We start from the raw sequence: 14,645 nt of genomic DNA, 5'->3' as shown, positions 1-14,645 counted from the left end.
TATGAGCTTGCGCATACTTCACGTGATGTTCACGGTGGATCGTAGCTACGGCGGCCCGATCGAAGTCGTCTTGCAGACAGCAAGAGAACATCGGCGCAGAGGCAACACCGTCGAGATCGTGTCGCTCGACGGCCCGCGCGATAGCTGTGTCGAGCAATGCGAACTGACCTGCCATGCGGTCGGACCCGGCATCGGTAAGTTCAGGTTTGCTCCCAAACTGGTCCCGTGGCTGCGAGCCAACAAAGCGAAATACGATCTCGTCATCGTCAACGGTATTTGGAATTACGCCTCGCTCGGCGTGTGGCGAGCGTTGCGCCGTTCGTCGACGCCGTACTATGTCTTCACACACGGCATGCTCGACCCTTGGTTCAAGGAGCGCTACCCGCTCAAGCACCTGAAGAAATGCCTCTATTGGCCGTGGGCGCAGTATCCGGTGCTGCGCGACGCCAACGCGGTTTTCTTCACGTCCGAAGAAGAGCGGATCTTGGCGCATCGGTCTTTCTGGCCGTATCGCTGCAATGAGCATGTCGTCAACTACGGCACGACGGGTGCATTGGGCGATTTGCAGACGCAGCGAGAGATTTTCCTCGAGCGCTTCCCTCATCTGCGGGGAAAACGCAGCTTGTTGTTTCTCGGGCGCATCCACGAAAAGAAGGGTATCGACCTGACGCTTAGGGCCCTTGCCGAGTGCCTGCAAAATGCCCCGCAAGAGGAGGTCGCCGATGTCCACCTGATCATCGCCGGCCCGGACGACGGCGAATACGCGAAGACGACGAGAGCGCTGTGCGACGAGTTGCATCTGACAGAGCGCACGACGTGGACGGGCATGTTGGGTGGCGACCTCAAATGGGGCGCGTTTCTCGTATCGGACGCGTTCGTGCTCCACTCGCATCAGGAAAACTTCGGCGTATCGGTGGCGGAGGCGTTATCGGCAAGCCTACCGACGCTGATTACCGACAAGGTCAATATCTGGCGCGAAATCGACGAGTGGCGTGCCGGCTTCGTCGACAAGGACGACCTCGGCGGCGCCGTGCGTTTGCTGCGCCGCTGGCTCGAAACTTCGGCGGACGAGTGGGCCGATATGCGTGCTCGTGCGAGAGAGTGCTTCGTTTCTCGCTTTCATATCACCCGATCCACGCAATCGTTGCTCGACGCGCTCGCGATGTACCGAGGGAGGCGACTATGACTACGGCCCGCCAGCGAGGGGCGATGGGAAGGCAGGCGAGCGGCGAGACGTCCGACGCCGGCGCCTCGAAAGAGAAATGGTTGGACCGGCTCGAATCGACGATCAGTTTCGGGCTCGTCTTGAATCTATTTCTGATGCGCCCGGCTGCGCTTGGCCAGAGCTTCACTTGGCTTGCGATGGTAGCGTCGGTGACGCTCGTGGGCGCGTACATTCTGTCGAGTTGGAAAAGACGCGCTCCTACGCAACCGGGGTTGCGCTTCGAGATGGCGATCCTCTTTTTTTTGGTGCTGGCGTATTGGCTGTACGAAGGCCCGGTCTCGCTGATGTTCAATCGATCGAATTTGGGGTTCGCGGCGAAGGAACTTCTCACCACGATCGCCATTCTCGTGCCGTATGGGATCTTCCTACTTAGCACCCGCACCAATCAGATCTTTTTCCGGCAATTTTGTACCGTCGTTTCGCTGCTCGGGTTCTCGACCCTCGTGACGACTCTCTTGACCCTATTGCTGGGTAGTCGAGATCCGTTGTTTCTCTTCACGTTGAACGTGAAGGGCTATTCGGCGGACACGATCGATCAGACCGCGGCGGTAGGGGCCGTGTACTTCCCGCTTTCCATGCTGTACACCGATTTTGTCGCCGGAGCGGTGACGCTCGACCGCTATTGCGGATTCTTTCGAGAGGCGGGGATCTACCAGGCCATCGCCTGTTTTTGCCTGATATACGAATTCTTCACGAGACGTTCCAAGCTCGTGATGCTCGGCCTTATCGCCGGTTCTATCTTGACGTTTTCCTCCCTGGGGATCGTACTTCTTGCCTCGGCACTAGGGCTGATCTTTATACTCGCATCGCGGCGCTTTCTCGCATTGAGGGTGATGGCGACGGTGATCGCTTTGGGCTCCGTGTACCCCATGGCGATGTACACGCCGTATATCGGCTTGAAGGACAAATCCGCCACGCACGGAAGCTCGCTTTCCGATCGGTCGCAGGCGATTTCGACAGGGCTCGAACGGGCCGGAGAGAACCCGTTCGGATACGGGGTGTACAGCAGTCAATCGTCCAATATCGGTATTTGCCTGCTTTCCAGTATTGGAGGGATCGGGATTTTCGGCTTTGCCTGCCAGGCCATGGCCTTATCGGGTTGGCGGCCGGGGACTCGCTCGAATTGGCGGAAGGTGGTGGCCTGTGCGCCCATTTTAGTGACCGCGCTCGTGTCGGAGCCGATCGCAGGCGAACCGGCCGCTTATATCTTCGTCATGGCGTATTTGCCGATCGTTCGCCGCGAGGCGCGTGCACTCACGCGGTATGACAAGCTCGCTTCCAGCGGCGGCATGAACGACCTCGGCATGGCTGTGCCGGCCGGTCGCGCCCTGGCTCGAACGCATGCCGCAGCCCGCAATTCCTAACGAGAAGATTCGATGACATCCGCCAACACCTTGAAAACCGGCGGCCAGATCGCGTCGTTGACCAGCGCTCGCTTCTTCGCGGCGTTGGCCGTGGCGTTGAGCCACTTCACGGCCTTGGGCTTTCTTCATCTGCCGGCCTTCTTCCTTAAATTCGTCGACGGTGGAAGATCGGCGGTCACGTTCTTCTTCGTACTCTCCGGCTTCGTCCTAGCTTATAACTACTACGAACCGGCGACTCGATTGAATACCTCGCGGTTCTATTTGGCCAGGTTCGCCAGAGTCTACCCCGTCCTGTTGCTATCGCTGTTGCTATCGGCGACCGTTACCGCGTACGTGGTCGCCGGACATCACGATAATTTGATGGCCCAGTGGTATGCGATAAAGGATCACAAGTGGCTGTCGTTGGGGGCAAGTCTCTTGGCGCAGCTCCTGCTGTTGACAGGGTGGTTCCCGCTTGCAGCGATCAATCAACCGTGGAATGGTCCTGCGTGGAGTATTTCTTGCGAGGCGTTCTTCTACGCCGTGTTCCCATCGCTGCTGATGCGCTTCGGTGCGACGTCCAATCGGCGGATGCTCATGACTTGCTTGGCCGCGTGGTGTTTACAGGGAGCGTGGATTTTGGCGGTCATTCGCTTTTTACCGGCCAACAGAGCGGGATTCGTCGTTTATCAGTTTCCCCTGACGCACTTTCCCGAATTCATGATGGGAGTCGGGGCGGCGCTCTACTACCTGAGAGCGAAAGCCATCGGCGAATCGTTGCACCGCCGTGGCATCGCGCTGATCGCCGGCGCGCTCATCGTGCTCGCATGTATCGCCGTGAGCGGCCTACCGATGCCCGCGTTCTTTTTCGAGGCCCCCGTCTTTACCGCGCTGATTCTGGGATTGGCTCAGCTCGAGCGCCCGGTGCTCGGGGTGCTCAATCGAAGGCCGCTCGTGCTCTTGGGTGAAGCGAGCTTTTCGCTTTATCTGATCCACGTTCCGCTCGCGCATTGGGCGCAAATCGCTGGGCTGCCGGGACGAAACGGATGGATCGCCCTGGTGTTTGCCATCGTGATGAGCATCGTCGTCTTCACGCGGTTCGAGCAGCCCATGCGCCGGCGAATCTTGCGAGGGATTCGCACGGTTCGACTCGAGCCGGCTGGCCGGGCCCGAGTCGCGACGGACGCCTAAGCACGCGCCGCCTCCCGGGCATCGATGTGGGAGGCGCGGCGCTTATCGCACTTATCGCGCCTATTACGCTTATTGGCCGGCGTATCCGACCGGGGCGGTGACCTGAGCCGACATGACCGAAGCGTTTTTCGACACGACGTAGATGGGCGATTCGGTCAGCGTGAGTTTCACGGTGCCGTTGACGTAGCCGACGGTGTAGGGGTTGCCCATCATGTCGAGCACGGTCACGGTACCGTTCGTTCCCGCGTTATCCACCTTGAGCGAGTAAGTCATGCTCGAGGTCGGACTATACGAGCCCGCGGGTGTCGGCCAGTTGGCGTTGTTGTGCGTCCACAAGGCGGTGATCACGGCGCCGCCGCCCAACTGCTGGAAGGCGTAGCCGTAGGCCGTTTGGGGCAGTCCGTTCAGGCGTCCGAGCGTTTGCGTGCCGTCGATGATGCGGGTCATCGCGGCGAATGCCATTGCTTCGGGCTTGGGGCTGACGGCCTTCGGGGTGTAGGAGCCTTGCGCATCGACGATATCGAAGAACGTGCCAAAACCGATTTCCTTCGGGAAATCCGCCCCGAAGAAGAAGTAGGTGACTTGAGCACCTTCGCCGAGGACGATCAGGTGAGCGCGGGTCGCCACCGCGGCCTGCGCGTACAGTTGATTGTCCGACGGGTAGTTCGGGCCGTATGCCGCGCCGGGGTCGTAGCCGATACTCAGTTCGGTCGACCATAGCGGCATATTAGGCTTGATCGCCTGCATCTGAGCGCGCAGTGCGCGCATCTGCCGGTCGAGCGCCTTGGCGGCTTTGGCGGGATCGCGATCGGTATCGTACTGCTCCGGCGGTTCGGACGACGATGGGTGGGGGCCGTAATAAGCGTGCGTTGCGACGCCGTCGATGTAATTTCCCAATCCGAGCGACGCGTGCCGTCGCAAGAATCCGCTCGTGCACCACGAACATTCGCCCGGGTCGGGGCTCGTGGTGCCCATCACCACCGCATTGGGGTCCGTCGAGTGCAAGCCCGTGTACACCGCCTTATATAACGCGACGAAGTTGGCCGACGAGTCCTTCCAATTCGGCTCCCACGTCACTTGATAGTAGTTGTTCCGCTGCGTGGGGAAGTAGGCCTGGCGAATCGCCTCTGTCTCGGCTCCCACTCGGGCCATGTACTGCCGGTAGTAGTCCAGATCCTTAGGGGCATAGGCATCGTCTTGGAAGGCGCCGGTCGGGCTGGCCCAGGCGGGAATGCCGTCGAGCCGAACGAGTCGCATGATGGCACCGCTTTTGAAAGACGCGCTGAGCTGAGCGCGCGACGATGTCCAGGTGTTCGGCCCCTTGGGCTCCGTGACCGACAACTGCCGATCGTCGATCACGCGTGACACGCCCAGCTTCGTTAGCATCGCTGTCCAGCCGTTGAATCCCTGCAAGCCGAAGCGATGTTGATCTTGGTGTTTATAGGTAACGGCGGGAATGACTCCGGATAGGTCCGGCAAGATGCCGAAGGTGGCAATGCCCTGCGGGCGCGTACCGGCCGACGGCAGCGCTGCGCCGTCGTGTGTCAGCGAGGCCGAAATGGCGAAATAACCGCTCGCCGTCGAGGTGCATGAAAGCGTGGTCGTTTGTGCGCCCGCGGGGACAGCGAAATCGCCGTGCACGTAAACGTGGCCGAGCTGATCTCGAATCGACCAGGCAACGCGATCGGCGTGAGGGGCGGCCGTCATCAGCACGACGTCGAACGCGCTGTGTCGAGCGAACATGTGCGTACGGTCGGCGCTCGGTGTATCCGCGCTGATCGGGCCGCCCGGTGTGCCACCCGAGGTCGTAGTGGGGGGCGCGCAGGTGACGGCGCCTGTCGGCATGGGCTTCCAAAAGACCGCGTTCTGCGCATAGGCCATCGATGAGACGGAACTCGCGGCGACGCAGAGCACAACGAACCCGTAACCGCGCGGTGGGATGGCGCGAGTTGGCAGGGCGCGATCTAGCGTGACTGCGCCGGACGATTCGGTCGTAGTGAGCATGTTCAGGCAAGAGTCATCGTGCGTTGATCGAACGAGCCGAGCGAGACGTTCGCCCGACCCGCGGTGCGATGCTTACTGTCCGGTGTATCCGACCGGCGCAGTAATCTGTGCTGCCATGACCGAAGCGTTTTGCGATACGACGTAGATGGGCGATTCGGTCAACGTGAGGTTCATGATGCCGTTGACGTAGCCGACTGTGTGGGGGTTGCCCATCATGTCGAGCACGGTGACGGTACCGTTCGTTCCCACGTTATCCACTTTCAGCGAATAGGTCGTGCCCGCGGTGGGGCTGTACGAACCGGCGGGTGTCGGCCAGTTGGCGTTGTTATGTGTCCACAAGGCGGTGATCACCGTGCCGCCGCCCATCTGCTGGAAGGCGTAGCCATAGACCATCTTAGGCAATCCGTTCAGGTGTCCGAGCGTTCGGGTGCCGTCGATGATGCGCGTCATGGCGGCGAATGCCATCGCCTCGGGCTTCGGACTGACGTTGCGCGCGGTGTGCGAGCCTTGCGGATTGACGACGTCGAAGAACGAGCCGTAACCGGCTTCCTCGGGGAAATCGGCACCGTAAAAGAAGTAGGTGACCTGAGCGCCTTCTCCGAGCACGATGAGGTGAGTGCGCGCAGCGACCGCGGCTTGTGCGTACAGTTGATTCGCCGAGGGATAGTTCGGGCCGTATGCGGAGCCCGGATCGTAGCTGATGCCCACCTCGGATGACCACAGTCGCATGTTGGGCCTGATGGCTTGCATCTGAGCGCGTAAAGCACGCATTTGCAAATCGAGCGCCCTCGAAGCTTTGGACGGATCCGGATCGGTGTCGCGCTGCTCCGGCGGTTGAGAGGGGGAAGGTTTGTCGCTGTAATAGCTATGCGTGACTACGCCATCGAGATACTGTCCCAGTCCGAGCGATGCGTACGTGGCCAAAACACCGCCCATGCACCATGCGCACGCCCCGGGATCGGGACTCGTCGTGCCCATGACGACCGCATTCGGATCCGTCGAGTGCAAGCCGGTATAGGCAGCCTTGTAAAGCGCGACGAAGTCGGGCGCGCTGTCCTTCCAGTCGGGTTCCCACGTCACCTGATAGTAGTTGTGACGCTGGTTCGGATAGTACGCCTGGCGAATGGCGGCCGTATCGGCTCCCACGCGCGCCATGAAAGTCCGGTAGTAATTCAGATCGGTGGGGAGCCGGGTGTTGTCCTGGAAGGCGCCCGTCGGACTGGCCCACGCCGGGATGCCATCGACTCGCACGAGCCGCATGATGTCGCCGCTCTTGAAGAACGGATCGACGTTATCGAGCGACGGTGTCCATGTGTTCGGCCCGTTCGGCTCCATGGACGACATTTGGCGGCTGTCGATAATTTGCGAGACGCCCAGGTCCTTGAGTGTCTTCGCCCAGCCGTAGAACCCTTGCATGCCGAAGCGATGCTGATCTTGGCGGGCATAGGTGACGGCGGGAATGATCGAGGAAAGATCAGGTAGGACGCCGAACGTCGCGATGCCTTTGGGACGGGTGCCGGCTTCCGGCAGCGTGCCGCCCGCGCGCAACAGCGTCGCGGTGACGGCGAAATAGCCGCTCGCGGTGGACGTGCAAGAAAGCGTACTCGTCTGCCTACCGCTGGGGACGGGGAAGGTCCCGCTGCCCCTGAGGTTGCCTCGATCATCCTGGATCGACCACGCGACGTGATCGGCCGACGGGGCGGCCGTGACGAAAACGAGCGGGAAAGCGCTGCCTTCGGCGAACAAACGGGCGTGATATTTGGTACTCGCGGGATCGGTACTCGGTGTGTCCGCGCTGATCGGGCCGGTTGGCGTTCCCCCGGGATTCGTCGTCGGTGAGGAGCACGTGATTGCGCCCGTCGGCGTCGCTTTCCAGTACGCGGTGGAACTGTCGTACCAACAGTGCTTCATGTATCCGTACGCAGGATCGGTTGGCGACGCGATGCCGTTGACGCATGCCACACCGTTCTTGAACGGTCCGTGGATGCTCAGCTTTTGGCTAGGCGAAGTGGTCCCGAAGACGACCTTCGCCGAGCCGTCGAACGAGCAGGTTCCATGTTCGGATGCACACGACGTATAGGGTATGCCCCCGATATTGACCGTGGACTGCGCGTCGGCATTGCGAGCCGCCAGACTCGCAACGGCAAATAGGATTCCACATAAACATTTCAAGAATTGGCCGAGGCCGGCAGCAATGGAGGGGCGTGAATAGATCATGTCCGGGCATGACTGCAGTAGAAGGTTCGATCGCGGCATGCATCGAACTGGCGAATTTCGTTGTGCCAGCACGGCATTCGAGGCAGCCCACGCAAACATTCAATGCAATGAAGAGAAACTCTGCGCGGACAAGAGGCGAGCCCTGGCGGCTCAGCGCAAGACTATGCCGATCAATAAAGACCGAGGCAAGGATCAGACGAGAAATGGCGGGAATGTATGAGTCGTTGGCCAAAAAATATGCCGTACGGGAGCGACTCGGCGCCATCCGTACGGCTATTGATCGACTTCGATTCCTATGCGCGGCCGGCTGATTCGCGGTTCGCGATAATCGTCGTGGTGGCCGATGACCGGCGAGTCCGGCGAGCGATACGTTCGCCGAACTCGGGGTCCGATGCTTATTGTCCCGTGTATCCGATCGGGGCGGTGACCTGAGCCGACATGACCGAAGCGTTGTTCGACACGACGTAGATCGGCGATTCGGTCAACGTGAGGTTCACGACGCCGTTGGCGTAGCCGACGGTGTAGGGGTTGCCCATCATGTCGAGCACGGTCACGGTACCGTTCGTTCCCGCGTTATCCACCTTGAGCGAGTAAGTCATGCTCGCGGTGGGGCTGTACGAGCCGGCGGTCGTCGGCCAGTTGGCGTTGTTATGCGTCCACAAGGCGGTGATCACCGAGCCGCCGCCCAACTGTTGGAAAGCGTAGCCATAAGCCATGGTGGGCAATCCGTTCAGGCGTCCGAGCGTTTGGGTGCCGTCGATGATGTTCGTCAAGGCGGCGAATGCCATCGCCTCGGGCTTCGGGCTGACCGTTTGCGCCGACCACGATCCTTGCGGGTTCACCATGTCGAAGAAAGAGCCGAAACCGACTTCGGTCGGATAGTCCGCACCGTAAAAGAAGTAGGTGACCTGAGCGCCTTCTCCGAGCACGATGAGGTGAGTGCGGGCAGCGACCGCGGCCTGCGCGTACAGTTGGTTACCCGACGGAAAGTTCGGACCGTAAGCCGAGCCCGGATCGTAGCTGATGCCCACCTCCGACGACCAGAGCCGCATGTTGGGCTTGAGGGCCTGCATTTGGGAGCGCAACGCGCGCATGCGCTGATCCAGTGCCCTGGCAACGTTGGCCGGGTTGCTATCGGTATCGTATTGCTCGGGCGGCTGAGACGGCGACGGGTCCGAGCTGTAATAGGAGTGCGTGCTGACACCGTCGATGTACTGCCCCAATCCGAGCGCGCCGTAGGTCTGCAGTTGGCCGCCTTCGCACCATGCGCACGCGCCGGGGTTGGGACTCGTCGTGCCCATGACGACTGCATTCGGATCCGTCGCGTGCAAGCCGGTATATACCGCTTTATAGAGTGCGATGAAATTGGCGGACGAATCCTTCCAATTCGGTTCCCACGTCACTTGATAGTAATTGCTCTGTTGATTCGGGAAATACGTTTTACGCATCGCTTCCGTGTCGGTTCCCACTCGGCCCATGTAGCTCTGGTAGTAGGACAGGTCGGTCGGGGCGTTCGTATCGTCCTCGTAAGCGCCGGTCGGGCTGGCCCAGGCGGGGATACCGTCGAGTCGAACGAGTCGCATGATCGAGCCGCCCTTGTACATCGTGCTGACGTAAGAGGTTCCCGGGGTCCACGTGTTCGGCCCATTCGGCTCCATCGACGACATTTGACGATCGTCGATGACGCGGGACACACCGAGCTTCGTGAGCATGGCGGTGAATCCGTTGAGCCCTTGCATACCGAAGCGGTGCTGATCTTGGTGGGCGTAGCTGACCGCGGGGAGGACACCGGACAGATTCGGCAAGACGCCGAACGTGGCAATACCGGTCGGACGCGTGCCGAGGTGCGGCAGCGTGCCTCCCGCGTTGGTCAACGTGGCCGTAATGGCGAAATAGCCGCTCGTGGTGGACGTGCACGAAATCGTGCTCGTTTGCGTGCCGCCCGGGACGGGGAAATGGCCGCTGCCTTTGATGTTGCCCAGATCGTCTTGAACGGTCCAGCTCACTTGGTCGGCTGCGGGTGCGGCCGAGACGAAAGAGATCGCGAACGCGCTGCTTTGAGGGAATAGACGGGTGCGGTCGGCGCTCACCACGTCGGCGGTGATCAGGCCGTTGGGCGTGCCGCCCGTGCTCGTCGTCGGTGCGGAACACGTCACGGCGCCCGTCGGCGCCGGTTTCCAGTATCCCGTCGAACTGTCGTACCAGCAGCTCTTGGCTTTGCCGTACGCCGGATCGGTCGGCGACACGACGCCGTTTTGGCATTGCACGCCGTTCGCGAACGGTCCGTTGACGCTATCGCTCAATGTCGGCGACGTGGAACCGTAGGCAACTTTAGCGTTGCCGCTGAACGAGCAGCCCTGGCCCTCGGAGGCGCACAGCGTATAGGGCACGCCGCCGACGTTCAACGTCGCGGGCGCTTGCGCTTGGGCGTTGAGCGGATTCAGGCTGGCGACGCCGAACAGGGCGGCAGCGAGGGGGGCCGTCAACGATCCGTGCGACGAAACTTTTTGAAGGTGTTTGGGCAGATATTGAACAGCGGTTCTCATGGCAGTCATACTTTTCAAAAGAAAAAATGGTCCCCAGGCGCAATTGAGATCAATCCGCCCAACGTTTCAAAGCGAAAAATAAATTAATGAGATTGAGCTTTTATTTAGTAGTCCTGACTGTGTCTCTCGGACCTGCTCTCTTCTTGTGGTGATATTATTGGTCAGCGCATTTTGTTTAGATATCAGGGTGCGCTGAAGCTAGCGTAGTCTGGGCAGGTTCTTCCGTCGGAAATTTCCTACCCCTTCGGTAGGTAGACGCGACGAGCCGGGGATGAGACGAAGACCCCTCGAGCGAAGGCGCTCAGGAGGCAGTTCAGCGACGGCTTAACCTCAAGATAGTTCGGACTTCTAAGCATTTGTAATGTTAGACAGCCGAAACGATGCAGTGACGCGAAGCGAACGCCAATTGCCCCGCTATTTGCGAGGTCGCGTCGTTTCTAATTGTCGGGGATGGCAAAGCGAGGGGATGGATCTATCGCTAATTCGTGAAAATGGACCACACGCAACGAATGATGAGACGATCCTTCGTCTCATTTATTGATCCAAGTCATGCAGCGCGGGAGGACGGGTTGCAATCACGATAGCGATTCACCTGGCCCCGGCGCCGATGAATGCAAGCGCAAGCGAGGGGGAAGCGTACGTTGCATGATTGCGTTCGGAAGATGCCGTGAAGGTAGTGATGAGGAGTATCGCACGAGCGGGCGCGCCGCGAAATCGGCGCGGGAGGAGATCGATGTAGGGACGATCACGTACGGCGTCGGAATCGTCCGACAAAAAATAGGGGGTCGAACGCGGGTGGCTCGATGCTAACTTTCGGGCGGCGTGTACGTCGCTTCTTTGAGGATGCGCCCCCATTCGTAGTCGCAGCGATCCGGGGTATATGGCATCGTGCCGCCGCCCGGCGTGAACGTCAGCTCGCCGAAATACACTTGGTCGTCCGGCGCATAGAGGTCCACCCGAACGTAACCGAGCCCGTCGGCCAATCGCATGGCGATGTTCGTCAGTTCTTCCCAGTTCGACGGACGCGGCGAAGCGCACTTGCTTCGCGCGTAGCTGCCCCAGGCCAGGTCGAGCCTGTTCCAATGCGCGTCGTATATGTCGGCGCGGGCATCGCCGAAACGATCCGCGATAACGCCGGTGTAGATGACGGGTCCGTCGGGGCCGCGGCCGAAGACGTGCATTTTGAGGTCCGCCGGGACCTTCCCCGCGCTGTCGAGCAACAGCTTCTCGAAGAAAATTCGGGGACGGATACCGCGATAGTGCCGCTCGCGTCCGATGCGGTAATAGTCGATGCCGAGCCATTCGTTGGCACGGCGCTGCAACGCGTCGAACGACGTTCTCGATTTGTCCCAGACCACCTCCACGAATCCGGACCCGTGACTCGCCTTCATGACGAACGAGGACGGGAGAAGGTCGAAGATTGCTCTCGTGAATACGTCGGGCGCCGCGATCAGCGGGATCAGATACTTTTCTCCGATGCGATTGCGGACGTAGGCCCGGACGTTCAGCTTATCGGACAGATCCTTCCATCGCGGGTCCGGACGCAAGCATCGCGCGAGCATCAACTCGTTGAACGTGGCCGGATTTTTGATCCGGGGGAAACGGCCGATCCTCCTGCGATGAGAGAGCGCCAAATAGAACTCGTCCGGAAAGAGCGACATGCCCCAACGGACCATTCGCTTCGCGATGGCCGACGCGGAAGTCCCCTCCATTGCGCGCCCCGGCCCATCGGCGGTCGCGATTCGATTGGTTTTGAGCAGATGCGACACAGTCCTCCTTATCCTCACGTCACCCGTGCGACTTGCCGGGCGATCTGAATGTACCGATCCGCGGTGTCGGCGAGCGTCAGGCCATCGAGGTTGCGCTGTACCCTGCGCTGTCTCAGCGCCGCCGCGAGCGCACTTGCATATGATTGCGTGTCGTTCGTATCGATAAGCTGCACGCCGGGCAGCGTGCGCGCGAATGCGAATGCGGGGATGGTGCTCGCGACGACAGGGATGCCGGAAGCGAGCGCTTCGAGAAACGCGATGCTGTGCGCCTCCGAGCGTGACGGCATCGCGAAGACTTGCGATGCCGCAAGAATCGCCGGTATATCGGAGCGCGGACCTTGCACGTCCACGTGATCCGCGATGCCGAGCTCGCCCGCAAGCGCGGCAACGGCGGCGTGGTATGCAGGATCCTCGATCACCCCGTACAGGACGAGACGGGCATCCGGCGCGTGCTCGAGCACTTCCTTGAACGCCCGGACAGTTTGCATTTGATCCTTGACGGCCGTATAGCGTCCGATCTGCACGATTTGCCGTACCGGGCGCGGGGCAGCCTCGCGTGCGTTGCCGGCAAACCGGGCCATGTCGACGCCGTTCGGAATGACGGTCATCAACGGATGCGAACCGACCGCTGTCCGATAGTCCTCGACGTTCGTCCGCGACACGCCGATCACCGCGCTGGCGCGGCGAGACAACGAGCGTTCGATCCACCGGAACAGCGCGCGGCCGAAATCGTTCGTAGCGGAATGCATGACGTAGACGACCGGGACGCGAATCGGTAGGGCGCGCGCATAGAACGCCGGAATCGTCGCATGTGCGAAAACGACGTCCGGTTTGAAGTCGCGGATCGTACGATGCAGACCCCACAGCTTGCCGACCACGCCGGAACGCCGGACGGGGAAGCTGCAAGACACTCCGTTGCGTTCGAGCTCGCCCCGAAACGCAGCGAAGTCGGCCTGTTCGGGATACAGCGCTGCCACACACACAGCGTGGCCCTGCGCCTTCTGAAGCATGGCCAAATCCTTGACGAGCACCTCTGCTCCGGACAGGCGCGGTACCCAAATGAGGTGAAGCGCGCGCATTACTTACTCCTGGTCAACCGATAGAACATGAACGCCGCCGATACGGACAGGCCGGCGGTCAATGACCACGCGACGCCGGTTGCGCCCCAGTGCCGCGTCGCGAGCGGAACGGTGGCAACCAGCACCAGGACCTGGAGGATCGACGCATGCGTGGTCGTCTTCGGGCTGCCGATCGCGCGAAGGTAGGCGACGAGAAGGGCGATCAGGGCACCGACTGCCATGTTGATGACGAAGATGTCGAACAGCGGAACGGCTCCGAGCCACGATTTACCAAGGACGAGGGAAAATAGCTGTGTCGCCGATGCGCGAAGCACGAGCACGACCATGGCAAGCGCGCAAAGCAGCAGTGCGAGGTAACGCTTGAACAGACGCGCGGCCTTTTTCGGTTCCTGGCGATGTTGAGCGGCGAACGTCGGAAACAGGAACTGCGACATCGCGATGGCAGCGTCCGCGAGCAGCATCTGCGCGAGCCGCGACGACATCTGATACGCGCCGAACTGCGCCGGTCCGAGCAGCGTGGCGACCACGACCTTGTCGAACTGGTTCAGCACCAGCGTGACGACGCTCGAGGCCCAGATCCAGCGGCTGAAGCGAACGTAGTGGCCGATCCCGGACCAGGCGAGCCGCAGGGGAGGGCGCGGCCGCATCGTTATCCAGGTGAGCGAGGTCTTGATCGATTCCCCCGTCATCGTGCCGATCAGCGCCGCATACACGCCGGCCCCGGTCAGCGCGGTGCCGATGGCGACGGAGCAATCGGCGATGGAGGCCGAGATTTCGATCGCCGAGATATGCTGAAAGCGCCGTTCGCGTTGAACGACGAAGTAGGCCGGGGACATCGCGCCGCGAATCAGCGGCACGATAGCGGCGAGCTGCAGCAGGCCCAGTTCGCCGGCGCGCAGATGAAACATGTGGAACATGGCCGGGGCCAGCGACGCAAGCAGCAACGAAATGAAAACTCCGCGAGTCGCCAGCGTCGTGAGGACGGAACCCAACTGGGAACGAGTGGGCGCTTCGCGGCCTTGAATGATCGCCTGCGCGAGACCCGTGTCGGAAAGCGATTCCGCAATCGCCACGGCCAGCAATGCAACGCTAACGCTGCCGATCGCCGCCGGACCAAGAATGCGCCCGAGCGCAAGGAACTTCACGGCGACCAGTCCGCGTACGACCAGTTGCTGCAGCAACACCCACGTTGCGGCGCTCGGGTGAAGGCCCGCGCGCCAAGAAAAGGCCGGGAAACGGATCGACCTCGATCCCCTGATTTGCTCCATCGA

9 protein-coding genes are annotated in these 14,645 nt (G+C 61.1%); 3 read left to right on the top strand and 6 right to left on the bottom strand.

Features of this window, described 5'->3' with window-relative positions:
• The first annotated feature begins 7 nt into the window (after nucleotides 1-7).
• From C0Z18_RS08800 to C0Z18_RS08790, 3 genes are read left to right on the top strand one after another with little or no spacing between them, the layout of a single operon-like run.
• Nucleotides 8-1,186, top strand: coding sequence for a glycosyltransferase (locus tag C0Z18_RS08800; protein ID WP_199189415.1), 1,179 nt, complete (start codon nucleotides 8-10; stop codon nucleotides 1,184-1,186).
• Complete coding sequence (locus tag C0Z18_RS08795) at nucleotides 1,183-2,589, top strand: hypothetical protein (protein WP_146013974.1); 1,407 nt, start codon at nucleotides 1,183-1,185, stop codon at nucleotides 2,587-2,589. The genes C0Z18_RS08800 and C0Z18_RS08795 overlap by 4 nt, the downstream gene beginning before the upstream one ends.
• Nucleotides 2,590-2,601: 12 nt before the next feature.
• Entirely contained in the window at nucleotides 2,602-3,759 is a 1,158-nt protein-coding gene (locus C0Z18_RS08790) for an acyltransferase family protein (protein ID WP_102644993.1), read from the top strand.
• Between the two features lie 69 nt (nucleotides 3,760-3,828).
• Here the strand turns inward: C0Z18_RS08790 and C0Z18_RS08785 are convergent, their stop codons facing one another.
• The 6 genes from C0Z18_RS08785 to C0Z18_RS08755 all read right to left on the bottom strand — a co-directional run bounded on the left by C0Z18_RS08785 (nucleotide 3,829) and on the right by C0Z18_RS08755 (nucleotide 14,642).
• Nucleotides 3,829-5,604 carry a hypothetical protein gene (locus C0Z18_RS08785; protein ID WP_233217245.1) on the bottom strand — a complete coding sequence of 592 codons (1,776 nt, stop codon included), beginning with the start codon at nucleotides 5,602-5,604 and terminating at the stop codon, nucleotides 3,829-3,831.
• 231 nt (nucleotides 5,605-5,835) lie between these two features.
• Nucleotides 5,836-7,980: a hypothetical protein gene (locus C0Z18_RS08780; protein ID WP_233217244.1), complete on the bottom strand. Its 2,145-nt coding sequence runs from the start codon at nucleotides 7,978-7,980 to the stop codon at nucleotides 5,836-5,838.
• A 395-nt stretch (nucleotides 7,981-8,375) separates the two neighbouring features.
• Nucleotides 8,376-10,526: a hypothetical protein gene (locus C0Z18_RS08770; RefSeq protein ID WP_233217243.1), complete on the bottom strand. Its 2,151-nt coding sequence runs from the start codon at nucleotides 10,524-10,526 to the stop codon at nucleotides 8,376-8,378.
• 806 nt (nucleotides 10,527-11,332) lie between these two features.
• Nucleotides 11,333-12,295, bottom strand: coding sequence for an ATP-grasp fold amidoligase family protein (locus tag C0Z18_RS08765; protein WP_233217242.1), 963 nt, complete (start codon nucleotides 12,293-12,295; stop codon nucleotides 11,333-11,335).
• A 14-nt stretch (nucleotides 12,296-12,309) separates the two neighbouring features.
• The gene (locus C0Z18_RS08760) at nucleotides 12,310-13,374 is read right to left on the bottom strand and encodes a glycosyltransferase family 4 protein (RefSeq protein WP_102644990.1); all 1,065 of its coding nucleotides are present in this window, start codon (nucleotides 13,372-13,374) and stop codon (nucleotides 12,310-12,312) included.
• Nucleotides 13,374-14,642: an oligosaccharide flippase family protein gene (locus tag C0Z18_RS08755; protein WP_102644989.1), complete on the bottom strand. Its 1,269-nt coding sequence runs from the start codon at nucleotides 14,640-14,642 to the stop codon at nucleotides 13,374-13,376. Before C0Z18_RS08755 ends, C0Z18_RS08760 begins: the two co-directional genes overlap by 1 nt.
• Between the last annotated feature and the right edge of the window lie 3 nt (nucleotides 14,643-14,645).

Origin of the sequence: Trinickia dabaoshanensis (genome assembly GCF_002879885.1) — a bacterium.
GTDB lineage: Bacteria > Pseudomonadota > Gammaproteobacteria > Burkholderiales > Burkholderiaceae > Trinickia > Trinickia dabaoshanensis.
Note: the sequence above shows the minus strand (reverse complement) of the source record. Positions and strands in the feature narration are given on the sequence as shown.